22 protein-coding genes are annotated in these 24242 nt (G+C 49.5%); 6 read left to right on the top strand and 16 right to left on the bottom strand.

All coding sequences use genetic code 11. The annotated features are described in order from the left end of the window. Positions 1–162 precede the first annotated feature (162 nt). Positions 163–1626, top strand: a complete 1464-nt coding sequence (locus MJ611_RS19505; RefSeq protein ID WP_250432130.1) for a hypothetical protein — start codon at positions 163–165, stop codon at positions 1624–1626. Positions 1627–1635: 9 nt separating this feature from the next. Here the strand turns inward: MJ611_RS19505 and MJ611_RS19500 are convergent, their stop codons facing one another. The 6 genes from MJ611_RS19500 to MJ611_RS19475 all read right to left on the bottom strand — a co-directional run bounded on the left by MJ611_RS19500 (position 1636) and on the right by MJ611_RS19475 (position 10530). Then, positions 1636–2364: a glycosyltransferase family 2 protein gene (locus MJ611_RS19500; protein ID WP_250432129.1), complete on the bottom strand. Its 729-nt coding sequence runs from the start codon at positions 2362–2364 to the stop codon at positions 1636–1638. 213 nt (positions 2365–2577) lie between these two features. Further along, positions 2578–4368 (bottom strand): acyl-CoA dehydrogenase family protein, encoded by a 1791-nt coding sequence (locus tag MJ611_RS19495; RefSeq protein ID WP_250432128.1) that lies wholly within the window; start codon positions 4366–4368, stop codon positions 2578–2580. 42 nt (positions 4369–4410) lie between these two features. Continuing rightward, positions 4411–5589 carry a thiolase family protein gene (locus MJ611_RS19490; protein ID WP_250432127.1) on the bottom strand — a complete coding sequence of 393 codons (1179 nt, stop codon included), beginning with the start codon at positions 5587–5589 and terminating at the stop codon, positions 4411–4413. A 104-nt stretch (positions 5590–5693) separates the two neighbouring features. Further along, positions 5694–8096, bottom strand: coding sequence for a 3-hydroxyacyl-CoA dehydrogenase/enoyl-CoA hydratase family protein (locus MJ611_RS19485; protein ID WP_250432126.1), 2403 nt, complete (start codon positions 8094–8096; stop codon positions 5694–5696). 24 nt (positions 8097–8120) lie between these two features. Further along, entirely contained in the window at positions 8121–8555 is a 435-nt protein-coding gene (locus tag MJ611_RS19480; protein WP_250432125.1) for a MarR family winged helix-turn-helix transcriptional regulator, read from the bottom strand. Positions 8556–8769: 214 nt separating this feature from the next. Further along, complete coding sequence (locus MJ611_RS19475; protein ID WP_250432124.1) at positions 8770–10530, bottom strand: AMP-dependent synthetase/ligase; 1761 nt, start codon at positions 10528–10530, stop codon at positions 8770–8772. Between the two features lie 233 nt (positions 10531–10763). On the opposite strand from MJ611_RS19475, the gene MJ611_RS19470 reads away from it, so the two are divergent. The 3 genes from MJ611_RS19470 to MJ611_RS19460 all read left to right on the top strand — a co-directional run bounded on the left by MJ611_RS19470 (position 10764) and on the right by MJ611_RS19460 (position 13246). Beyond that, entirely contained in the window at positions 10764–11924 is a 1161-nt protein-coding gene (locus tag MJ611_RS19470) for a formimidoylglutamase (protein ID WP_250432123.1), read from the top strand. A 130-nt stretch (positions 11925–12054) separates the two neighbouring features. Next, positions 12055–12315, top strand: a complete 261-nt coding sequence (locus MJ611_RS19465; protein ID WP_250432122.1) for a cytochrome b5 domain-containing protein — start codon at positions 12055–12057, stop codon at positions 12313–12315. Between the two features lie 64 nt (positions 12316–12379). Beyond that, positions 12380–13246, top strand: coding sequence for a BadF/BadG/BcrA/BcrD ATPase family protein (locus MJ611_RS19460; RefSeq protein WP_250432121.1), 867 nt, complete (start codon positions 12380–12382; stop codon positions 13244–13246). A gap of 89 nt (positions 13247–13335) precedes the next feature. Here MJ611_RS19460 and MJ611_RS19455 read toward each other — a convergent pair whose 3' ends face one another. Continuing rightward, positions 13336–14418: a hypothetical protein gene (locus MJ611_RS19455; protein WP_250432120.1), complete on the bottom strand. Its 1083-nt coding sequence runs from the start codon at positions 14416–14418 to the stop codon at positions 13336–13338. Positions 14419–14712: 294 nt separating this feature from the next. Between MJ611_RS19455 and MJ611_RS19450 the strand changes: the two genes are divergently transcribed. Beyond that, positions 14713–15282 carry a glycoside hydrolase family 18 protein gene (locus MJ611_RS19450; RefSeq protein WP_250432119.1) on the top strand — a complete coding sequence of 190 codons (570 nt, stop codon included), beginning with the start codon at positions 14713–14715 and terminating at the stop codon, positions 15280–15282. Positions 15283–15365: 83 nt separating this feature from the next. Here the strand turns inward: MJ611_RS19450 and MJ611_RS19445 are convergent, their stop codons facing one another. The 5 genes from MJ611_RS19445 to era form a co-directional block, all read right to left on the bottom strand. Beyond that, positions 15366–15548, bottom strand: a complete 183-nt coding sequence (locus MJ611_RS19445; RefSeq protein WP_250432118.1) for a hypothetical protein — start codon at positions 15546–15548, stop codon at positions 15366–15368. A gap of 204 nt (positions 15549–15752) precedes the next feature. Then, the gene (locus MJ611_RS19440) at positions 15753–15938 is read right to left on the bottom strand and encodes a hypothetical protein (RefSeq protein ID WP_250432117.1); all 186 of its coding nucleotides are present in this window, start codon (positions 15936–15938) and stop codon (positions 15753–15755) included. A 184-nt stretch (positions 15939–16122) separates the two neighbouring features. Next, positions 16123–16326 carry a hypothetical protein gene (locus MJ611_RS19435; RefSeq protein ID WP_250432116.1) on the bottom strand — a complete coding sequence of 68 codons (204 nt, stop codon included), beginning with the start codon at positions 16324–16326 and terminating at the stop codon, positions 16123–16125. Between the two features lie 77 nt (positions 16327–16403). Then, on the bottom strand, positions 16404–17717 hold the full coding sequence (der, locus tag MJ611_RS19430) for a ribosome biogenesis GTPase Der (RefSeq protein ID WP_250432115.1): 1314 nt from the start codon (positions 17715–17717) through the stop codon (positions 16404–16406). Positions 17718–17786: 69 nt separating this feature from the next. Continuing rightward, positions 17787–18674, bottom strand: coding sequence for a GTPase Era (gene era, locus MJ611_RS19425; RefSeq protein WP_250432114.1), 888 nt, complete (start codon positions 18672–18674; stop codon positions 17787–17789). A 402-nt stretch (positions 18675–19076) separates the two neighbouring features. Between era and hemH the strand changes: the two genes are divergently transcribed. Next, positions 19077–20105 carry a ferrochelatase gene (gene hemH / locus MJ611_RS19420; protein ID WP_250432113.1) on the top strand — a complete coding sequence of 343 codons (1029 nt, stop codon included), beginning with the start codon at positions 19077–19079 and terminating at the stop codon, positions 20103–20105. A gap of 115 nt (positions 20106–20220) precedes the next feature. Here the strand turns inward: hemH and MJ611_RS19415 are convergent, their stop codons facing one another. The 4 genes from MJ611_RS19415 to glmM all read right to left on the bottom strand — a co-directional run bounded on the left by MJ611_RS19415 (position 20221) and on the right by glmM (position 24097). After that, entirely contained in the window at positions 20221–20727 is a 507-nt protein-coding gene (locus MJ611_RS19415) for a hypothetical protein (RefSeq protein WP_250432112.1), read from the bottom strand. Positions 20728–20731: 4 nt separating this feature from the next. Further along, positions 20732–21313 carry an LOG family protein gene (locus tag MJ611_RS19410; RefSeq protein WP_250432111.1) on the bottom strand — a complete coding sequence of 194 codons (582 nt, stop codon included), beginning with the start codon at positions 21311–21313 and terminating at the stop codon, positions 20732–20734. Between the two features lie 109 nt (positions 21314–21422). Continuing rightward, positions 21423–22565 carry a cysteine desulfurase family protein gene (locus tag MJ611_RS19405; protein ID WP_250432110.1) on the bottom strand — a complete coding sequence of 381 codons (1143 nt, stop codon included), beginning with the start codon at positions 22563–22565 and terminating at the stop codon, positions 21423–21425. A 140-nt stretch (positions 22566–22705) separates the two neighbouring features. Continuing rightward, the gene (gene glmM, locus MJ611_RS19400; protein ID WP_250432109.1) at positions 22706–24097 is read right to left on the bottom strand and encodes a phosphoglucosamine mutase; all 1392 of its coding nucleotides are present in this window, start codon (positions 24095–24097) and stop codon (positions 22706–22708) included. Between the last annotated feature and the right edge of the window lie 145 nt (positions 24098–24242).

Here is a 24242-nt window from a genome sequence, read left to right as displayed (position 1 = left end):
GACAGGCCTAAACCGTCTGCATCAATTACAAGACCTAAGAGAAACAGCATTACATTCTGTGCTATATATTTGTCTGAAAAAGAACAACCAACCTTACAATTTATACTTTAAATTGCGGTTATATTGTACCATTTCAGTTATTAAAACAAACTAACTTTACTCGTGAGAAAATTATACTTCCTGCCTCTTCTGCTGGCAACCCTGCTATGGAACATCGGCGCTGCACAGGCGCAGTCAAAAACGAAGGCCACTGTGCCCTTCACGTACCTGCCGGATAACTCGGATGACCGTTACAACCAGCGTATTACCCAGAAAAGCATTCAGCTCAGCGACAATGAGTTTATCATACTCAGCCGCCTGGCAGACAACGAATATGCGGTGGTAAAGTATAGCGCTGATCTTAAAAAAGCCTGGAGTGCCACCATTCCACTGACAGGGAAAGAAACGCTGGAGAAGTTCGTAGCCAGCCCCGAGGCAGCTATTGTAGTTACCCACCGCGACAACGGACAGGGTTCGCAGCAACTGTACGGCCACCGCATCGATCTTAAAACCGGAGCAGTAAAGGAGCCTGCCCTTTTACTGGAAGCCCCATCCAAAGCGCGCAGAGCCGGTGTAGCCGCCTCTGCCGACGGTTCTAAGCTGCTGGCCTATCGCTACCAGACGGATGCAGGAAAGCAGCTACGCACCATCAGCGGCGCTCTGTACGATGGCAACCTGACCAAGCTTAAAGACACTAACTACAATCTGAGCGATGTGAAAGGAATACTTTCTGCGGATGTGCAGCTAAGCAACGCAGGTGAGCAGTACATCAGCCTGATCTCCGACAACATGAACAGGCTAACCGTTCGCCAGTACAACCTGAAAGACCAGCAGGCACAGGTAATGTCGGTGCTGGTGGGTGGTATTTTTAACGGCAAGAAAGTATACATCATGGACAGCAAGAACACCCTGATGCCAAACGGCGAACTTTATGGGGCAGTGCTGACTGCAGACGAAAAGACAGGCCAGTACCACAGCCTCAAAACAGTTAAGTTCGACTTTGAAGCCAAGGACATGGTGTTTGCCGAAGAGTTTTTGTTCACGCCAGACTACCTGGCCAGCGTAAATGCCCTGGATAAAAGCAACGGCACCAAACCAGCCCGCCTGGAAGACATCTACCTGTCAGACCTTATACTTACCCCGGAGAAGAAACTGGTGGTGATAGCCGAGAAGAAGTATCTGGAAGGCGGAGAGAACTCCCCATACTTTGCCCGCGAACTGCACCTGTTCGCTTACAACGAGTATATGGGCACCTCCTGGAACTCTGTGCTGATGAAGCACCAGAAAGCACCGGCTGACGAGGCATTTTCCGGCATTTCCTACAAATATAACCTGAATGAGAACACCCTGAACCTGTTGACGCTGGAAGAGCTGAACGGCAAGTATGATTTATACTTGCGCCGCATAAACACCAGCGATGGCAAAGCCGAAGCCCCTAAAGCCATTGGCCTGAATGTGGTGAACGACAAGAATATCGCTTATGTAAAGGACTTCACTGCATGGCTGAGCCCTAAAAGCATGGTAACAGTGGTGCGCCCATCCAAGAAGGCAAACAGCCTGCAACTGGTACGCCTTGCCCTGAAGTAAACCTTGTACTTACAACTCAAGACTTTTGAGAGAGCGTGGCCTGTAAGCCGCGCTTTCTGGTTTATAGTGGAGCCGTTTGGTAAAGGAGGCGAGCTGCACCATCATGTGCGTAAAGCCCACAAACGATACGATCTCCACATACATCTTGAACTCCTTTTTAGAGCCGTCTAGAATGCCAAGCTTGTCTACTTTATAGGTGTTCATGGCAGACCACGGCATCCAGCGTACTATTTTTTTGTTTTTCAGCATGTAGCGGTTGATGGCTACTTCTAACTGGTAGCGCTTCATTTTCGACTGCATTACCTGCTCCAGATCTGACTTCCGCAGCAGCCGCTCGCCTGATAGCAGGATATCGCTGCGGTACCAGCGCACAAACCACGGAGAGTTGATGCGCCGAAGTATGATCATGTCGATTGCCGGATGTAGTCTGAAAGAATCGATGGCGTGCTCTATCTCTTCGCGCTTCAGCTCCTGCAGGTCGGCATCCATCAGCAACACGAGCTCATTTTCGACGGCTTTTACCCCATGACCGATTGCTGCAGCCTTACCCTGGTTGTACGGCATGCGCACAAGCTGAACCTCAGGCCAGTAGGTTTCGATGTAGTCAGCGGTCCCATCAGTAGAGCCATCATCTACGCAAACGATCTGCGTTATACCTCTTACTTTGGTAATAACTTCTAAAACCTGCGCAATGCGCTCCCCTTCGTTATAGCAAGGTATTATACATGTTGCCTTCATACCCTCCGGTTATTCCTGCTCTTTAATAAGCATACGAGATTCTGCTGATTGATTACGGTAAAATAAGTAAGTATAAGCAATATATAGTACAAAATATATAGTGCGAATAAATAGGTATGGCTAATATACTCCAAGAGCCACACCTGAGTTGTACTAAAAAAAGGCTATCTCCTGCAGAGACAGCCTTTCCAAGTATGGTCGAATTGTCAGAAATTAATAAACGAACTCATTTGCCTCGATCATAGCAGTTGCTATGCGGCGGCGAGCCTCTTTGGTATTGTACAGATCTTTTTTAGTAAAGCGCTTCAGGCCCATGAACAACAGGCGCTGCTCGTCGCCTTCTGCCATGGCTGCAATCGCTTCTTTACCTGCTTTGAAGGCAATATCTGTAGCATCGTTCACCACCACGCGCACCATGTCGATCTGGTTGGCAACGGCCTCTTCGCCGCGCATTCCTACCAGTTTTTCCACGCGCAGCAGCGTTGATTCTGCCACGTAGGTTTTGATGGCCATGTCAGCGATGTTCATCAGGATCTCCTGCTCTTTAGCCAGCGAAGCCATATATTTCTGCACCGCTGTGCCCGCTACCATCAGGATGGCTTTCTTCAGGTTACGAATCGCCTTGTGCTCGGCAGCAAACAGGCCTTCTTCCTCTGAGCCGAAATCCGGAATTGCCATTAACTCCTGCTGCACCGCCTGCGCCGGTCCCATCAGGTCGAGTTCGCCGTTCATGGCTTTCTTCAGGATCATGTCCACGGTCAGCATGCGGTTGATCTCGTTGGTACCTTCGAAAATGCGGTTAATGCGGGAGTCGCGGTACGCACGGTCCATTGGGTAATCTGCCGAGAAGCCGTAGCCTCCGTAGATCTGAACGCCTTCGTCTACCACGTAGTCGAGTACCTCAGAACCTTCCACTTTAAGTATGGCGCACTCTACGGCAAACTCGCGGGCGGCACCCAGCATGGCTTCGTTTTCGCCTTTACCTGCTGCCAGCAACTCCTGCTCTTTGCGGTAAATGTCCATTCCACAACGGTACAGCGCCGACTCTACGGCATAAATGCGGATGGCCTGCTCTGCCAGTTTGTGACGGATAGCACCAAATTTAGAAATTGGCAGCTTGAACTGGTGGCGCTCGTTGGCATACTTCACCGACAGGTCGATCACCTTTTTAGCAGCTCCCAGCGTAGCCGCACACAATTTAATACGACCGATGTTCAGGATGTTAAAAGCGATTAAATGGCCTTTGCCAATTTCGCCCAGCACGTTCTCTTTTGGCACCTGGCAATCGGAGAAGAACACCTGGCGGGTAGAAGAGCCTTTGATACCCATTTTGTGCTCCTCGTTGCCAAGGCTTAGTCCCGGATAATCGCGCTCCACGATAAAGCCAGTGAATTTGTCGCCGTCTACCTGCGCAAACACGATAAACACATCCGCAAATCCAGCGTTGGTAATCCACATTTTCTGGCCGTTGAGGATGTAGTGCGTTCCTTCTGCATTCAGCACCGCTTTGGTCTTAGCAGCCAAGGCGTCGGAGCCGGAACCAGGCTCGGTGAGGCAGTAAGCTGCAGCCCATTCTCCGGAAGTTAGCTTTGGCAGGTATTTCTGCTTTTGCTCTTCTGTACCGAAGTATAAAATTGGCAGCATACCGATACCTGTATGTGCCGCAAAAGCTACCGGAAACGAGTGGCCACCACCTACTGACTCAGTTACCAGCAGCGAGGTATTGAAGTCCATGTTCAGTCCACCGTACTGCTCCGGCATTGACACTGCAAACAGTCCCAGTTCACCAGCCCTTTTCATCAGGCCTTCCATCAGCCCTTCCTCGTGGTTGTCGAGGCGGTCGAGCAGCGGATTTACCTCCTCACGTACAAAGTCCAGACAGGTCTGGGCCATCATGCGTTGCTCTTCCGAGAACTCAGCAGGTATAAATACGTCCTGCGGATTTGTTTCCTTGATCAGGAACTCCCCCCCTTTGATGGTTGCGGTCTTATTTTGAGTTTCCATGGGAATAGTATGTTTTAAGATTTTAGATACAGTTTAGGTTCGCTATTTCAATAGCTCGTAGACACTTGCCACACCTTGACCACCGCCAACGCAGGCTGTTACGATGCCATACTTCTTGCCGAGGCGGCGCAGTTCGCTGAACTGCTGCACGCTTAGCTTCGCACCGGAGCAACCCAGCGGGTGCCCTAAAGCAATAGCACCGCCGCTCACGTTCAGTTTAGCAGGATCAAAGTCAAGGTGGCGCATAACCGCGATAGACTGTGCCGCGAAAGCCTCGTTCATTTCGATCAGGTCGATGTCGTTGAGTGACAAGCCTGCCATTTTCAGCGCCTTCGGCACAGCGGCAATCGGGCCCATACCCATGATGCGTGGGTCTACACCACCGGTGCCGTAGGCTACCAATCGGGCAATCGGCTCCAGGTTCAGCTCTTTTACCATGCGCTCGCTCATCACCACAACAAAAGCAGCACCGTCTGATGTCTGGGAAGAGTTACCGGCCGTTACCGTACCGTTGGCTGCAAATACCGGCTTCAATTTTGCCAGCTTTTCTATGGAAGTATCGGCACGCGGACCTTCGTCGGTATCTACTACGTAGGTGCGGGTTTTCTTTTTGCCACTCTCGTCCACGTAGGTTTCCTCTACCGTTATCGGTACGATCTGGTCTTTGAAGTAGCCATTCTGGATGGCGTTGATTGCTTTCTGGTGTGAGTTATAGGCAAACTCATCCTGATCCTCACGCGATACGCTATAATCTTGGGCAACTGCCTCGGCGGTAAGTCCCATGCTCAGGTACCACTCCGGGTTAGTTTTGGCAATTTTATAGTTAGGTACCGTTTTCCAGCCAACAGTCGGTACCATCGACATCGACTCGGTACCACCGGCAATGATACAGTCGGCCATACCTGCGGTGATTCTGTTACAGGCAATGGCAATGGTTTCGAGGCCGGAGCCGCAGTAACGGTTTACCGTCATACCTGACACCGACATTGGCAAGGCCAGCAGCGAGATCATACGACCGATCTGAAGGCCTTGCTCTGCTTCCGGTACCGCGTTACCCACGATCAGGTCATCCACACGCTCCGGGTCTAAGGCAGGCACAGAAGCCAGCAGGTGCTTGATAACGTCAGCGGCCAGGTCATCGGGTCTGGTGAAGCGGAAAACGCCACGCGGGGCTTTGCCAACGGCGCTACGAAATCCGGCTACGATATAGGCATTATTCATATCTCTGAATTGCTAAATTGTTAAATGGCTGATTGTTGATTTCTCTTCTGATTCTGAAAGAGACCATCATTATTCATTACCCATTATTCATTAATCATTAGACATTAATTTCTCAGCGGTTTACCCGTTGTCAGGATGCTCTGGATACGCTCCAGCGTTTTGCGCTCGCCTGTCAGTGACAGGAAGGCCTCACGCTCCAGGTCCAGCAGATACTGCTCGCTTACATCCGTTGGCGCCGACAGGTCACCGCCGCACATCACATAAGCTAGTTTCTCAGAAATCTTCCTGTCATGATCCGAAATGTAGCGGCCCGTCATCATGGCATTCGCTCCGGTCAGGAACATGCCCAGGGCGCCTTTGCCATGTACTTTGATATTGGTTCTGCGAACTGGCTGCGTATAACCGGCCTCTGCCAGAAGTATAGCCTGGGCTTTGGCGTCGGCTATCAGGCGGTTGCTGTTGAGCGTTATTTTGTCGCTCTTGCGCAGGTAGCCCAAATCCACAGCCTCTGCACCCGAGGTAGATACTTTGGCCATACCGATCGTCAGAAAGGCGTTTTTCAGGGAGTTGTATTCGATGTCACCGTCTTCGTAGCGATCGGCGGCACGCATGGTCATTTCTTTGGTACCACCGCCGCCTGGTATCAGGCCTACTCCAAACTCTACCAGGCCCATGTAGGTCTCAGCGGATGCCTGCACGTGGTCGCAGTGCATACTTAGCTCGCAGCCACCGCCTAAGGCAAGCCCGTGCGGAGCCGCTACTACCGGTATCGACGAGTAGCGCATGCGCATCATCGTATCCTGGAACTGCTTAATCATGAAGTTGATCTCGTCATACTCCTGCTCCAGCGCACTCATGTAGATCAGCCCAAGGTTGGCACCTGCCGAGAAGTTAGCCCCTTGGTTACCTACCACTAAACCTCTGAAGTCTTTTTCTGCCAGTTCAATAGCCTTGTTCAAACCCTGAATCACATCGCCACCCAACGTATTCATTTTGGAGTGGAACTCCACGTTCAGGATGCCGTCGCCCAAGTCAATGACGCTGGCACCATTGTTTTTCCAGACCACGTTGGAGCTGCGCAGGTTATCGAGGATGATGAAGTTCTCAGCGCCCGGTATAGCTTTGTATTCTTTGCTCTGGATGTCGTAGTAGCGGCGCTGGCCATTTTGCACGATGTAGAAAGATTCTTTGCCGTGGTTCAGCATTTCCTCTACCCAGGCAGCCGGCTTATAGCCGTTCTCAATCATGCGCTGCACGCCTTCGCGGGCACCGATCACGTCCCAGTACTCGAACGGACCAAGCTCCCAGCCAAAGCCGGCACGCATGGCATCGTCAATTCTGTAAAGCTCGTCTGAGATCTCCGGAATGCGGTTGCTCACGTACTGGAACAGCCCGTACAGCGACTCGTTGAAGAACTGTGCTGCTTTGTCTGTCTGTCCAGAGAAAGCTTTCACGCGCTTCTTCAGGTCTTCGATCGGCTTCAGCGCCTCCAGGCTTTGGAACTTGGCTTTCTGCTTCGGCCCATACTCCAGTGTGTTCAGGTCCAGCGTCAGGATCTCGGTTTTGCCCTGCGCGTCTTTTGTTTTCTTGTAGAAGCCCTGCCCGGTCTTGTCGCCCAGCCACTTGTTCTCCACCATCTTCTGCAGATAGCCTGGCAACTGGAACAGCTCACGCGATTCGTCTTTCTCGCCGGTCTGGTACAGGCCATTGGCTACGTTAGCCAGGGTATCCAAGCCAACTACATCCAGTGTTCTGAATGTGGCAGATTTCGGACGACCGATGATCGGACCCGAAATACGATCTACCTCGTCCACATTCAGGCCCAGCTTGTTCATCACCTGCAGGCCTTGCATTATAGCGTAAATACCCACCCGGTTAGCGATAAAGGCTGGCGTATCTTTAGCCAATACAGTAGTCTTGCCTAAGTATAGATCGCCGTAGTGCATCAGGAAGTCAACTATACTTGGGTCAGTTTCCGGAGTAGGGATGATCTCCAGTAGCTTGAGGTAACGCGGCGGGTTGAAGAAGTGCGTGCCGCAGAAGCGTTTTCTAAAATCTTCGGAGCGGCCTTCCAGCATCATGTGGATCGGGATGCCCGAGGTGTTGGAGGTGATGAGCGTGCCCGGTTTTCGGAACTGCTCTACCTGATCGAACACTAGTTTTTTGATTTTCAGGTTCTCTACCACCACTTCTATGGTCCAGTCGGCGGTAGAAATGTCCTTCAAGTTGTCGTCGAAGTTACCGGTCTGGATCAGGCGGGCGTCGGCTTTGCGGTATAGCGGCGAAGGGTTGGCGGCAACAGCAGCCTGCAGTGAACTGTTCACGATGCGGTTGCGCACGTTCTTATTTTCCAGCGTTAGCCCTTTGGCCTGCTCCTCCGGCGTCAGTTCTTTCGGCACGATGTCCAGCAGCAGCACCTGCACGCCAATGTTGGCAAAGTGGCAGGCAATGCGGGAGCCCATTACGCCCGAGCCAAGCACGGCTACTTTTTTGATGATTCTTTTCATAGAATGGCGATAGTTGTCTATGTATTAGAAAATTTCCTTGTTTTCGATCATGCTGATGATGCGGGAGCTGACACGGAAAAACACGTCCAGCTCCTGCTCCGGTATTGCTTCCCGCACTTTCTGATTAAAGTGCTTCACCGTTCTGCGCGCCACCTCTTTCTTCTCCAGGCCCTTCTCTGTCAGAAAAATGCGCACCAGGCGTTTGTCTCGCTCATCTGATACTTTGTAGATGAGCTTTTTCTCTTCCATACTTTTAAGAATGCGGGTGAGGCTCCTGGCCTCCAGCCCGAGCAGAGGAGCAATTTTAGTCGCAGGCGTACCTGCTTCCTGGTCTATGTTCAACAACACAAACCCTATAGATGTTGTGATGTCGTTCTTAACAGCTTCTGTGTTATACATGCGCGAAATGGCATGCCAACACACTTTCATGTTATAATCTACTGTTTCTTCAGGCTTCATGTATGTACGGTGGTGTATACCAAATATATCAAAATATGTTATGCTTGCATACTAATTTCAAAATAATTTGTTTCTCTGCCAGCTACACAAACCAGCAGCAGCAACAACATTATGGTATCATTCCTTATACTTTATGTATAAAAACGAGAATGGTTGCAAATAAAAAGCCCCTTCGAGTGGGAAGGGGCTTTTTATACTTCTTATACTTTATACGTTAGAACATGCCTTCGATCTCGCGGCGGTAGTTGTTGTAGATGGCTTTGCGCTTCACTTTCAGGGTTGGCGTCAGTTCGCCGGTTTCTACCGTCCACATTCTCGGGATCAGCTTAAATTTCTTAACGGTTTCATACTGGGCCAGTCCTTCGTTTGCCTTGTCGATCTCACGCTGAAACTTCTCGATAATTTCAGGCTTCGTGATCATCTCTTCATCGGAAGTATAAGCAATGCCTTTGTGCTGGCACCAGTCCTGCAGGCCCATGAAAGAAGGCACGATCAGGGCGGCCGCATACTTTTGTCCTTCGCCCACGATCATTACCTGCTCGATCACCACCGATTCTTTCAGCTTGTTTTCGATCGGCTGCGGCGCCACATACTTACCACCTGATGTCTTGAACATCTCTTTTTTGCGGTCTGTAATTTTGAGGTACTTGCCCTGCACCAGTTCCCCGATATCGCCAGTATGGAACCAGCCGTCTTTATCGATCACTTCCGCTGTCAGCTCCGGCTTTTTGTAGTAGCCTTTCATCACGTGTGGCCCGCGGGTCAGTATCTCGCCATCTTCCGGAGCAATCTTCACCTCTACGCCATCGATAGGCAAACCTACGGTACCGATCATGTTGTTTTCCGGCTCGTAACGGTTTACGGTAATTACCGGGGAGGTCTCGGTAAGGCCATAGCCTTCCATCACGCGGATGTTAGCCGACCAGAACACGCGCGCCAAACGTGGCTGCAGGGCAGCGCCACCCGATACAATAGCAATCACGTTACCACCCAGGGCTTCGCGCCATTTGCTAAAGATCAGTTTATTGGCCAGCTCCAGCTGTTTGTTGTACCACCATCCCTGGTTTGCCTGGGTGTCATACTTCAGGCCGAGCTCCAGCGCCCAGAAAAACAGGTTGCGCTTCACGCCTGTCAGTTCCATGCCTTTGGCCACAATCTTGTCGTATACTTTCTCGAGCAGGCGTGGCACGGTGGTAAACACGTGCGGCTGTACTTCTTTCAGGTTATCGGCTACCTTTTCTATACTTTCGGCATAGTAAATCGAAACACCAATGCGCATGTACAGATACAGCAGCATGCGCTCGAAAATGTGGCAAAGCGGCAGGAAGCTCAGCGCCCGGTGCTGGTTGTTCACCGGCACGTAAGGTTCTGTACCCATCACGTTGCTCATCAGGTTGTTGTGCGTCAGCATTACCCCTTTCGGGTTGCCGGTGGTGCCGGAAGTATAAATAATGGTCAGGGTGTCTTCCGGCGTAACGGCTGCTTTCAAAGGCTCCAACAGTTCCGGATCGCTGCTTTCTCCGAGCGCTGCAACCTCTTTCCAGTTCTTGGCGCCTTTTATTTCGTCAAACGTAAAGATCTCTTTAACGCTCTCCATACCGTTTGTGGCAGCTACTACTTTGTTATATAGTTCGCTATCCGACACGAACACATACTTTACTTCGGCGTCGTTAAAAATGTAGCGGTAGTCTTCTACGGTGATGGTAGGGTACATCGGCACGCTTACAGCCCCAACCTGCTGGATACCATAATCCACAAACACCCATTCCGGTCGGTTTAGCGAGATGATGGCAATTTTATCGTTCTTGCCAACCCCCAGTTTCAACAAACCAAGGCTAATCCTGTTGGCAATGTCCTGCACATCCTGTGTGCTATACTTTACCCACTCCCCTTTCACCTTTGTTGCAAGGCAGTCCGGCTTTGGGTACCGGCTAAGCTGGTGAGGCAGTAAGTCGAAGGTTCGGGTCGTATTCATGGCGGTTAGATTAGAGTATGGGATTTACGGGCATAACAGCAGGTGCTATACCTGGTACAATGCTTATTTATACGCATTTTAACTTTTTTTTTTAAAAATGCCAATGTAGGATGTTAGAAATATTTAGCAAAAGTTATATTTATAGTATAATTTTTAGTAAAAAGAAGCACCTAGCATCAAGAGCTGTATGTATAAAGCATTTTCCTTATTTTTGATGTCTCATCCATAGCTACATGAACCTTTCTATCTTTTTTGAGCCGCTGAACGAAGATGTATTTGCAGCGCTGAACAAACCGCGTACTCTGGGCGCCTACATCACCCGCTTTGTCAGCAAGTTTCCGGACTGGCGATCGGCCGATATTGCCATACTTGGCGTTAACGAAACGAGAGGAAGGGGCGAGACCAATGAGCAGGACAACCCGGCAGCCTCTCCGGCCCGTGTTGTCCGCAAAAAACTTTACAACCTGAACAAGGGCAGCGGCCGCTGCCGGATCGTGGACCTGGGCAACCTGCGCCCCGGCATAAACCTGGAGGATACCTACCTTCGCCTGAAAGAGATCGTGGAGTTGCTTATCTCCCACAACACCATTCCGGTTATCATCGGCGGCTCGCACGACCTGGAGTATGGGCAGTACATGGGCTACGAGCACCTGGATCGTGTGGTAAACATGGTAACCGTAGACAGCAGCGTAGACATGACCGAAGACGAAGATGCCCCGGCCAACAAGCGGCAGCTGCGCCAGATACTGATGCACGAGCCCAACTACCTTTTCAGCTTAGGCCAGATTGGGTACCAGTCGTACCTGGTGGAGCCGGAGGTGATGGCGACCCTGGAGAAACTGCATTTTGAGGCATACCGCGTAGGCGAAGTGCACCGCAACATACAAGAGATGGAGCCTGTCGTGCGTCTGGCTGACCTGCTCACCTTCGATATTTCGGCCATTCGCTTCCAGGATGCGCCCGGTTACCAGCCTGCCAACCCATTCGGGCTTACAGGGGAAGAGGCCTGCCAGCTGTGCTGGTATGCCGGCATGAGCGATACCCTTACGTCGCTTGGCATTTACGAGTACGAACCAGAACTGGACGAGCGGGAACTGACAGCTGCTACCATTGCCACCATGATCTGGTACTTTATAGAAGGATACTACCACCGCAAAAACGAAATAGACTTCAGCAGCAGCAAATTCACCAAGTATGCTGTGGCCTTTAACGAAGAGCCGGACCGTATGACGTTTTACAAGAGCAGGCAAAGCGAAAAATGGTGGCTGGAGGTAGAGTCGCTCTCCAACGAAAAAGGCTCGCGCATTGTACCCTGCAGCTATGAAGATTACCTGCAGGCCATCAACGGGGAGGTGCCTAACCGCTGGATACTGACGCAGGCACGTATCGGGTAATTTGAAGATGTGGAAATTTGAGGATGTGGAGATGAGGTTCAGTTAAACCTTTATGCTTTCATCCTGAAAATAATCTGAAGTATATCATCTTCAAATTCACGAATCTTCACATCTCCAAATCAAAATAAGTATGGAATTACCAGAATATACAATACAACAACTGGCGTTGCGCAACGGGCAGGACCGGGATGAAGTATGGATCGCCTACAAAGGGGTGATTTACGATGTGCGGAAGTCGAGGCTGTGGCGAACGGGCAACCATTACGAGCACTGGGCGGGGCAGGATCTGACGGAAGAATTGAAGGATGCGCCCCACACAGATTATGTTTTTGATAAATTTGAGGCTGTCGGCTATATCAAAAATTCACAATACCGTAATATTAGCTCGTAAGAATCCCCGTAAATACTATCTTTGCTCTACAGCAGACACCAGAAAGAATCTAAAACAGATAATTATGATATTGATAGCTGACAGCGGCTCCACCAAAACGGATTGGCGCATCCTGAATGCCACAGAAGTACTAGAAGAAGCGCAAACCGTTGGTTTTAACCCGATGTACCAGGATACACCTGAGATATACAAAGAACTGGAGGCCTCGCTTCTTCCTCAATTAAAAGAAAAGAACCCTGCACAGATATTCTTCTACGGCGCTGGCTGTAGTTCTCCGGAGCGCAACAAACGGGTAGAGGATGCCCTGCGGCAGGCTTTCCCGGCAAGTGAGATACACGTCGACCACGACCTGCTGGCTGCTGCCCGCGCGCTTTGCGGCCACAAACCGGGTATTGCCTGTATCTTGGGCACCGGTTCCAACACCTGCCTCTACGACGGCAAAGACATTGTTGATAACGTACCTTCACTGGGCTTTTTGCTGGGTGACGAAGGAAGCGGCGCTTACCTGGGCAAACTGGTGATGAAAGCGTATTTCTACCGCGAAATGCCAGACGAGCTGGCACAGGCCCTGAAATCCAAGTATAACTTATCGAAAGATGTTTTCCTGGATGAGCTTTACAACTCGCCTGTACCGAGCCGCTACATCGCTACGTTCGCCCGCTTTGCCTTTGACAAGCGCAAGCACCCGGTTATACATGCCATGATCTACGAGAACTTTGCTGAGTTCTTCGAGCGCCATGTATGCAAGTATGAGAATTATCAGAAAGTGCCTGTAAACTTTGTTGGCTCTATTGCCTTCCACTTCTCCGACACGCTGAAGCAGGTAGCAAAAAAATACGGTGCCCATATCGAGAGAATCATCAGCAGCCCAAGCGAAGGCCTGATCGAGTACCACCAGGAGCTGTTGCAGCAACAAAACAAAGAGGCATAGTCTGCCGGTTAGCAGTAACTATACAACTTATAAAAAGAAAAGGCAGCGGAAACACATTCCGCTGCCTTTTCTTTTTATAGCATCTCTTCTTACTCGGCTACAACCAGGCCATCGAGCAACACCCGGGCGGCCTCTTTGCTTGGCACATAGTAGTTTGCTACAGCCCCCACGAAATTAAACTTGAAACGCGTATCCTCCAGTCCGTACAGCACCTTCTTTTTGTAATCGCTGAGGCTCTCCAGTCCAAGTTCGGCGCGCGCTTTATCTACTTTTTCCTGCTCCTTCTCGCTGATGCTTTCTGTCAGGTACTTGTTTATGTTTTTCAGCTTTTTGCCTTTATCACAGTCGTCAGATGCGCAGTTCACCCGGACCAGGGCTTTGGTCTTATAAAGGCTTTTGCCTTGTTGTTGCTCCATCAGGTAAGCGGCTGCATGCGGGGCCAGGCGGCCCTGCTGCACTGCCTCTGTAAGAATGCCTGTAAAATCATACCCATTCTTGGCTTTTGTCTGCCGCTGTATCACAATGGCAAAGCGGGGCAAATACTCCAGCGTATCCCCTACGCCTACCATGCGCTCGCCCGGATAGCCGTGTTTCTTTATCACTTTCAGCAGCTTCTCTACGTTGTTCGCTTCTATTTTCCGCAAAGTATCGCCGTACACCCGCAGGCCGCCTTTTGCCTGCCGGAAGTACTTGTCCTGGGCATAGAGCTCATCTAAGTCTGCACGCAGGTCCAGTTCCGCGCTGCGTTCAAACTTTTTTCTCTTCTTAGGGTATGATTTCTCAAACTTGCTCCAGCTCTTGGTGCCCTGCAGTGGTTTGAACACCTCCTGTTTTGCCAGGTAGGGCAACGTCACTCCTTTTAATACCAGTCGATCCAGATAGGCATACGTCTGTTTTTCATCCTGCAGCAGCATTGCACAGACAGCAGCATTGTAATAATCTTTTGCAAAGGGCTCCGGCACGGCTGCAAAGGCTTGCTTGTAGAGCTCAGAGGCTGCTGCGTAGTCTTTTGCCAGAATACTGAGCTCTGCCTGGTTAATGGTAGGATAGTATACTTTCACATAGTCTGCTTTGTCGGCAGCGGCATAGCTAGGAAGCGAGCAACACCACAGGAACAGCAGGAACAGCAGGGCGCAATAGCGCGGTGCGGCAGGGCGTAAAAAACGGAACATGGTTAACAGAATAAACGGGTAAGGGTGATTACTAACGGCTGTTTCAGATTATAACGTACACAGCCCCTGTTATTGCATTACACATCTAACCTTTGCCTGTTTGGCGGTTAAAATTTATTATGCTTTATACCCAAAAAAGCCGGAATAGTTGGGATATTTTAGCCAAAGAGGTTGTTTACACCATAGCCTGGCCTATTTTTGAAACTGCAGCCATACTTAACTTTATACCTGCTGCTGAAGTATGGAAAATAATGGCAGGGACTTACCGGAGCGGCTGCAATACTACTTTACACTATGCACGAGATCGAACCTTTCTATAACTGGCTTGAGCTGTATTCTGCTTGCGAAGATCCGCGCTCGCCACTTTACGGTGCCGAAAACAGCCTGAACTATTATACCCATGCTATTTATGGCTACTACATACACCCGCAGTGGGACGACATTGACTCCGAAACGCTGTACCTTAAAATACTTTATACAGACTATGATCTGGGATTTGCGGTGATTGAATTTATCGGCGAGTGGAACGATACCCTGAACAACGACATCATGAACCTAAAACGCAACATCATCGACCCGATGGTGCACGAAGGCATCAAACACTTTATATTGATAGGAGAGAATGTGTTTAACTTTCATGGATCAGACGACGCCTACTACGAAGAGTGGTTCGAGGATGTGGAAGAAGGCTGGATAGCTGCCATCAGCTTCCAGGATTTTGTGCTGAGCGAGATGCGCAACTATAACCTGGACTCCTACATCAACTACGGCGGCAGCCTCGCGGAAATTCCATGGCGCACCTATACACCAAAACGGCTCTTTTCGCTGGTCGATAGTATGATCCAGAAGCGGCTGGGTGCCTGAAGCAACATGGCTAAGTATAAGTATAAACTAAAAGAGCGGTCCTTTAGCAGGACCGCTCTTTTAGTTTATATCAATAATCAGGATTACTGCACTACAGCTGTGGTGTCCTCCATATCATCTGCGGCATCTTCCATGTCGTCTGCGGCTTCTTCTGCTGCATCTTCAGATTCTTCCTGTACTTCTTCTGCTCTGTTTTCTGTTTTAGATTCGCAGGAAGCAAAAGTGAACAGACCTGCTGCAAATAAAAGATAAAATACCTTTTTCATGGTTTTGGTTTTAACGGTGTTGGTTGAACAATTTTATCGCCGAAGCCTCTGCAGGCAATGGCCGTTGTAGCGCCACCTGCTACGCTGCAACATGGAGGGTATTACGCTTATACTTTATATTGGTTTAAATATATATGAAAAAAGACACTACCAGGTAGTGCCTTTTTTCTTCTCAGGTTATAATTTCAGTGACCCTTTCCGGTTTTAGTTTCTAACACTGCTGGTATCTTCAACCGCTTCCTCTACTTCTTCTTCCACCTCCTCGGCTGCATTTTCCAACTTATCCTCAGCTTTCTCAACCGTTTCTTCGGCTTCGCTTTCTTTGTTCGAAGCACATGATACTATGGCAAAGTGCCCTGTTATCGCAAACAAGAATATCAACTTCTTCATAACTTATTAACTATAAACTATTTAACATACATAGTTCTACGTTATTTAGCGGCTTGATGAGGTGCCTCACCCTCAGGAATGGTAAGGAGTGGCTGTGCTGCAGGCGATAAAAAAAGAAAAGGCATCCATTTCTGAATGCCTTTTCTTGGTCCCGGCCATACGCCAGGTGGTTACTAATTGCTGATTAGTGAGCAGCTGCAGCAGTGTCAGCTGGAGTAGCTGTAGTGTCTACTGGAGTAGCAGCAGAATCAACTGGAGCTACAGCAGCAGAATCAACTGTAGTTTCTTCTACTGTTGTTTCAGACTCAGTTGTAGTTTCTTCTGCGCTGTTGCAAGATGCGAAAGCGAACAGACCAGCAACGAAAAGTAAACCAAATACTTTTTTCATGTCGTTATGTTGTTTTTATAAAAATGAGCCGTAAATATACTAGCATATTTATATATGTTAATACATTCAGGCCAAATTTATTTTTTCTTGAACAACACTTTTATCGGTACTCCCTCAAAACCAAAGTGCTTGCGTATGTTATTTTCCAGGTAACGCGTGTAAGACTCCTTGATGTACTGCGGCAGGTTACAGAAAAATGCAAACGTTGGGTTGTGCGTCGGCAGCTGCGTTACATACTTTATCTTGATGAACTTACCTTTAACAGACGGCGGCGGATAACGCTCGATCTCCGGCAGGATCAGATCGTTGAGCTTGGACGTAGGGATTTTACGCGTCTTCTGCTCGTATACCTCCATAGCAGTCTCAACAGCTTTGTGCACACGCTGTTTCGTAACTACCGAGGTAAAGATGATCGGCACATACTTGATCGGGGCAATCGCCTCCAGAATCTTTTCTTCGAACTCCTTTGTGCTATGGGTATCTTTCTCGATCAGATCCCACTTGTTCACCAGGATAACGATGCCCTTGCGGTTCTTTTCGGCCAGTGAGATAATGTTCACGTCCTGTGACTCAATTCCCCGGGTAGCGTCCAGCAGCACAATACACACGTCCGCCTCTTCCAGGGCACGTACCGAGCGCATTACTGAGTAGAATTCGATGTCTTCGCTTACCTTGCTCTTGCGGCGCAGACCTGCTGTATCCACAATGATAAACTCTTTTCCATAGGCGTTGTAGCGCGAATGGATCGCATCGCGTGTAGTACCTGCAATGTCTGTTACGATATTGCGCTCCACACCCAGCAGCAGGTTCACGAAAGATGATTTACCTACGTTCGGGCGACCCAACACAGCAATTTTAGGTATTCCGGCATCCGGGTCTTCTACGCCTTCGTCTTTGAAGTGCTTTACTACCTCGTCGAGCAGATCGCCCGTACCCGAACCGCTCTGCGAGGAGATCGGGTAAATGTCTATACCTACACCCAGTGCATAAAATTCGCCCATCTGGTGTGCGCGCGCATTGGTATCGGCTTTGTTGGCTACTACATAAATAGGCTTATCCGAACGGCGCAGTACACTCGCAAATTCTTCATCCAGACCCGTCAGGCCAGCTTCAACATCCACCATAAACAGGATCACATCGGCCTCTTCTATGGCCAGTGCTACCTGCTTGTTTATCTCTCCTTCAAAAATATCATCGGAGCCGTGCACGTAGCCGCCTGTGTCAATCACAGTAAAAAACTTTCCGCACCACTCGCCGTGGCCGTAGCTGCGGTCGCGGGTTACGCCGCTCTCGTTGTCCATAATAGCTTGCCGGCGTCCGACAAGGCGGTTAAAAAGCGTAGACTTGCCCACGTTCGGGCGGCCTACAATAGCAATGATGTTTGATGACATCGTAAATAAATAAAATAGTTAAAGTGCCCCCGGAGCACCTTGCCCCGAAGCTTTAAGTGTGCGCACTCTTTACTCGCTGTAACCGAAGCGGCGTAGCAGCTTTTGGTCGGTTCGCCAGTTTTCGTTCACGCGCACATATAAATCAAGAAATATCTTTTTCTGGAAAAACTCTTCCATATCCAGACGGGCCTGCATGCCTACTTTTTTCAGCGCTTCACCTTTGTGGCCGATCACTATGCCTTTCTGGCTTTTGCGCTCCACGCTTATCTCGGCCCGGATGCGGATAATCTCCTCCTCCTCTTTAAACTCTTCCACTACCACTTCGCAGCTGTAAGGGATTTCCTTTTTATAGTTGAGGAAGATCTTCTCTCGGATTATCTCCGACACAAAGAAACGTTCCGGCTTGTCAGTCAGTTCATCTTTGGGATAAAAGGCTGGGTGTTCGGGTAGATAATGCAGTAAACGCTGGAACAGATGATCCAACCCGAAGTTATGCAGAGCTGAGATCGGATGGATTTCGGTCGGGTTCATGTGCTCTTTCCAGTACGCGACCTTTTCGTTCACCTCCTCTTCGGTAGCCTGGTCGATTTTGTTGATGAGCAGCAGGATGGGAACCTGGGCGTGCTGCAGACGCTTGATCACATCGTCTTCGTCGTGCTTTTCGTAGATGTCCGTCACAAACAGGATCACGTCGGCATCCTCCAGTGAAGTACGCACAAAGCTCATCATGGACTCGTGCAGGGCATACTGCGGCTTGATGATACCGGGCGTGTCGGAATAAACGATCTGAAAATCATCTCCGTTCAGGATACCCATGATGCGGTGCCGCGTGGTTTGGGCTTTGGACGTGATAATGGAAAGCTTCTCTCCTACCAACGCGTTCATCAGCGTTGATTTGCCCACGTTCGGCTTGCCCACGATACTTACAAAACCTGCTTTGTGCGGTGTTTCGGACATACTCTAAAATTTAAGGACGCAAAATTACTTCTTTTTTACGAAACCCCGTGAAAATGTGCAGATTTAGAGGAAGTTTGGGAGTTAGAGAGTTGAAGAGTTAGAGAATTAGCTGTAAGCCGGTATTTGCATTACTCGCTAGCGTCCAGCGAGTCTGTGCTTTTATAAGGCCTCGCCACGCGTCAGTACACATGAAGTGGCTGGTGGCCCTCGCATGCCTAAACTCTTTAACTCTTTAACTCCTAAACTCTCAAACTCTAGATAACTTTCTAACTCTTCAAAACCTTTTAGCCCTGTTTATACTTTAACAGCAGCGGGTTATTCTATCTGATCATAGAAACTATTGATCAACAACTAACCCGTTATACTTTGTATCTTTGCCTTACAAAATCATTTATAGTATAGATGAGCAAGAAAACAACTGGAAAGATCGGTGTTTTGCTGGTGAACCTCGGTACACCGGATACGCCCAATACGCCAGACGTTAGAAAATACCTCCGCGAGTTCCTGCTGGACAAGCGCGTGATCGACATAAACCCTGTGGGCCGTTATGCTTTGGTGAACGGTGTGATCGCACCTTTCCGTGCGCCGAAGTCTGCCAAAATATACCAGCAGCTCTGGACCGACCGTGGTTCGCCGCTGCTGTACCACGGCCGCGATTTGCAGGCGAAACTGCAGCAAGCCCTTGGTGACGATTATCATGTTGCTTTTGGGATGCGCTACCAGAGCCCAAGTATAAAAAATGCCTTAGAGGAGCTCCGCGATAAAAGCGTATCCCGCATTATTGTAGTGCCGCTGTTCCCACAGTATGCTTCGGCCACTACCGGCTCGGTGCAAGACAAGATCATGGAGATCGTGAAGGACTGGTGGATCATCCCAAGTATAAACTTCATCTCCACGTACTGCGACGACCCGGGCTTTATCCGTGCTTTTGCGGAACTGGGTAGGCAGTACATGGCGCAGGACAACTACGACCATGTGGTATTCAGTTACCACGGGGTGCCGGAGCGCCAGATCCTGAAAGGCAGCGACCACGGCTATTGTAAACTGGGCTCCTGCTGCAACAGCTACAACAAGCGCAACCGCTATTGCTACCGCGCCTCCTGCTTCGAGACCTCCCGCTTACTGGCCGCTGAACTAGGTTTGAGAGAAGATCAGTATACCGTAGCGTTTCAGTCGCGCCTGGGTAAAGACCCGTGGCTGCAGCCTTACACCGATGATGTGCTGAAGACCTTGCCGGCCAAAGGCATTAAAAAGGTGCTGGCTTTCAGCCCTGCCTTCGTAGCCGACTGCCTGGAAACTACCATTGAGGTTGGCGAAGAATTTAAGGAGATGTTTGAACATGCCGGCGGAGAACGTTGGCAACTGGTAGAAAGCCTGAACTCCAGCGACTCCTGGGTGGAAGCCTTAAGGGATATGGTACTGGAGAATTAGGCAGATCTGAAAATCTGGAGATGTGGAGATTTGAAAATTTGGAAAGGATCTCCTATAAAGTATAAAACAGAAGCGCCGCTAGAATATAGCGGCGCTTCTGTTTTATACTTTATGGTTAATCCCAATCCCAGTCCCAATCACCATCTTCCCGTTCCTCTTCAGGAATGAGCGATACCGGCAGCTTCACGTATCCGCCCAGGGCTTTCTGCTTCTGTCCGCCGCCATACCTTATCCTGTAGTTCAGGCCCAGGTAGTTATTGATCCAGTAGTCGGTTTGCAGGCCAAGTACAGTTGGCTCTTCTTTACGCAACTCCAGGTACGGGCCAACAGACAAGCCGGCTACAGCTATACCCGTTTGTGCCTGTGTGTAAAGTATGGTACTGCCCTTCCGGCGGTCAAAACCAATGTTGGCGCTGATCGGGAAACCGTCTTCATACCACCATACTGCCGCCTCTATGCCCCAGCTTAACTTTGGTTTTTTATCACCAAAGTTATAGTGCAACATCGGGCCGGCCGAGAACACATCCTGTGCACGTACTTCTGCAAACAATAATATACTGAAGAGCAACAACAGCAGCTTCTTCCTTCCAGGGCTGGAAGCTGCATCCACATAAGCGGGCATCCTTCTAAATCCTTTTAAAATCAACCCAGTAATCTGAAGTAGCGTCAGAATAGGCTCTTAACTTTTCCAGAAGTACAGCCGGGTCGCTTTCAACGATGATGTTCTCGCGCTGATCCTTTTTCACAAAGCCTTCCGCCACGGTATGGTCTATCATCTCGAAAAACCTGTCGTAGTAACCGTTGATGTTAAAGAAAGCCACCGGCTTTTTGATGATGCCCAATTGATTCCAGGTGATGATCTCGCAGATCTCATCGAAGGTGCCAAAGCCGCCCGGCATGGCCACAAAAGCATCTGACCGGGCTGCCATAATGGCTTTGCGCTCGTGCATGGTCTGCACTACCACCAATTCCTGTATCCCTCTGTGTGCCACTTCGCGGTCCACGAGGCTCTGCGGAATCACGCCTACTGCCGTGCCGCCACTTGCCAGAACGGCATCTGCAATCACGCCCATCAGGCCAACATTGCCACCGCCATATACCAGTTTTATACTTTGCTGGGCCATCAGCTCTCCCAGCTGCGCTGCTGCCTGGCTGTATACTTCGTTCAGGCCTGAGTTGGCTCCACAGAAAACACCTATACTTCTCATGCTATACTTTATACTTTGCTAAATTTAAAATCTATACTTTGGATAAAGAAAGGCTCCGGCATTGCTGCCGGAGCCTATTCATTCATACTTATACTTTAATGGTTGCTGCTTAGGCAAGCACCTTCTTATACATCTTCGCCACCGTTTCGGCCACGTAGTCAATTTCTTCGGGCGTGTTATATTTGCTGAATGAGAAGCGAACAGAGCCACGTGCCGGATCTACACCCAAAGCGCGCAGCACATGCGAGCCAGCATTAGCCCCGCTGCTGCAGGCACTCCCGCCCGAAGCTGAAATTTTGTTGATGTCCAGGCTGAAGAGCAGCATCTCGTTGATATCGGACGCTGGCAGGCTCACATTCAGCACCGTGTACAGGCTCTTGTCGCCAAACTCAGACATGCCGTTAAAGCTTACATCCTCCATCTGTTCCCGCAGCTTATGGATCATGCGGTCTTTCAATCCCTGAATATGGCGGGTGTGATCTTCCATGTCGCGGTAAGCTATTTCCAGTGCTTTCGCCAAACCGATTATGCCGTACACGTTCTCGGTACCGCCCCGCATGTTGCGCTCCTGTGCCCCGCCATGAATCAGCGGCTGCACTTTCAGGTTTCCGTCGGTATACAGGAAACCTACGCCCTTCGGTCCGTGAAACTTGTGTGCCGAACCAACTATAAAACTAGTGCCCAACTGCTGCAGGTCATGTTTGTAATGGCCCATAGTCTGCACGGTATCTGAGTGGTAAACGGCATTATACTTTTTCGCCAGTTCCCCGATTGCTGCAATGTCGTTCAGGTTGCCGAGCTCGTTGTTGGCATGCATAATAGAGATAAAGCTCTGCGGGTTGTTGGCTAGCAGTTCTTCCAGGTGCTCCAGGTCCAGCACGCCGCGCTCATCATGGCGCACGTAACTTACCTTCACCCCATCGTTCTTCTCCAGCGACTCTATTGTATGCAGTACTGCATGGTGCTCCAGATGAGACGTAATGGCATGTTTGATCCCCAGCGTGCGAATAGTGCAAACAATAGCTGAGTTATCAGCCTCTGTACCGCCAGAAGTAAAAAAGATTTCAGACGGAGATGTATTAAGCAAGCCGGCCACAGTTTTGCGTGCGTTTTCGATGGCGGCTCTTACCTCGCGTCCGTGTGAGTGGATAGAGGATGGATTTCCGAAATGTTCCAGCATGAAAGGAGCCATGGCATCAAAAACCTCTTTATCAAGAGGAGTAGTGGCAGCATTATCTAAATATACACGCATTGTTATTAAGCTTTTTCAGTAACTCTAATTAACGAACTGTTAAACTAATAAAAAAAGTTGCGCCAGAGGCAAGAACATACGTCCGTTTACCCCTGGCGCAACCGTTTACACCTATTGTTTATAGTTATTACAACAACACATTAGGCTTTAACTGAAATAATTTCTTTGATATCAGTGATGATCTTGTTGGCCAGGTGCTCTGCTGTTGCATTGCTGTCCGACTCGGCATAGATGCGGATAATCGGTTCGGTGTTGGATTTACGCAGGTGGACCCACTCTTTCCCGAATTCGATCTTTACCCCATCTATCGTATTGATCGGCTGCTTGGCGTAGCGCTCCTGCATCTGCTTCAGCACTTCGTCCACGTTCACCTCCGGCGTCAGCTCGATCTTGTTCTTCGATATATAATAGTTCGGATAAGAAGCACGCAGACGCGTCATACTTAATCCGGACTTAGCCAGATGCGTCAGAAACAGGGCAATACCCACCAGAGCATCGCGTCCGTAGTGCAGCTCAGGGTAAATAATACCGCCATTGCCTTCGCCACCGATAATGGCATTCTGCGCCTTCATCATGTTCACCACGTTCACTTCGCCAACAGCCGCAGCATAATAGCTGCCGCCTGCTTTTTCAGTAACGTCGCGCAGCGCTCTGGTAGAGGAAAGATTAGAAACCGTATTGCCCACGGTGTTTTTGAGCACATAATCTGCTACGGCAACCAGCGTGTACTCTTCGCCGAACATGCTGCCGTCTTCATTTATCAGCGCCAGGCGGTCTACATCCGGATCAACTACTATCCCCAGATCAAACTTGCCTTTCTCAATCACCCTGGATATTTCGCGCAGGTTCTCAGGAAGCGGCTCCGGGTTGTGGGCAAAGTTGCCATCGGGCTCGCAGTATAATTTCTCGATTACTTTTACGCCCAGCTTCTCAAGCAACATTGGTACTGCGATGCCTCCGCTGGAGTTCACACAGTCTATTGCTATCCGGAAGTTCTTTGCTTTAACAGCCTCTACATCCACAAGCGGCAACTCAAGTATGGCCTTGATGTGTTTCTTCAGGGCACTTTCGTTCTGCTTGTACTTGCCCAGGTCAGTTACCTGCGCAAATTCGAAGGCTTCTTTTTCTGCCAGCTCAAGCACCAGTTTGCCTTCTTCATCCGAGATAAATTCTCCGTGCTGGTTCAGCAGTTTCAGCGCATTCCACTGCTTTGGATTGTGGCTGGCTGTAAGTATAATACCCCCGCCTGCTTTCTTGTCCGGCACCACCATTTCCACAGTAGGTGTAGTAGACAATCCTACATCGATCACGTTTATACCTAATCCTTGCAGCGTAGCGCATACCAACTTGTTTACCATATCGCCGGATATGCGTGCATCGCGCCCAACCACGATCGTGTTGTTGTTCGTGGTTTGTAGCACCCAGGTACCGAAAGCTGCGGCAAATTTTACAATATCCACAGGGGTGAGTGCCTCACCAGCCTGCCCGCCTATCGTACCTCTGATTCCTGAAATTGATTTTATTAGAGCCACTCCTAAGTATATGTTTACACAGACAAATGTAATGTTTTTGTTTTATTTATAGAACTTTTCCCTTATTTATACTCATTATCAATGATAACCGCCCGCTTACACACCTACATGACAGCCACAGCCGCTGTTTAATAATTAGTTTAAA

Origin of the sequence: Pontibacter ruber (genome assembly GCF_023630205.1) — a bacterium.
Classification (GTDB): Bacteria; Bacteroidota; Bacteroidia; order Cytophagales; family Hymenobacteraceae; genus Pontibacter; species Pontibacter ruber.
The sequence above is the reverse complement of the archived record's forward strand: the minus strand, read 5'-3'. Positions and strand labels throughout refer to the sequence as shown.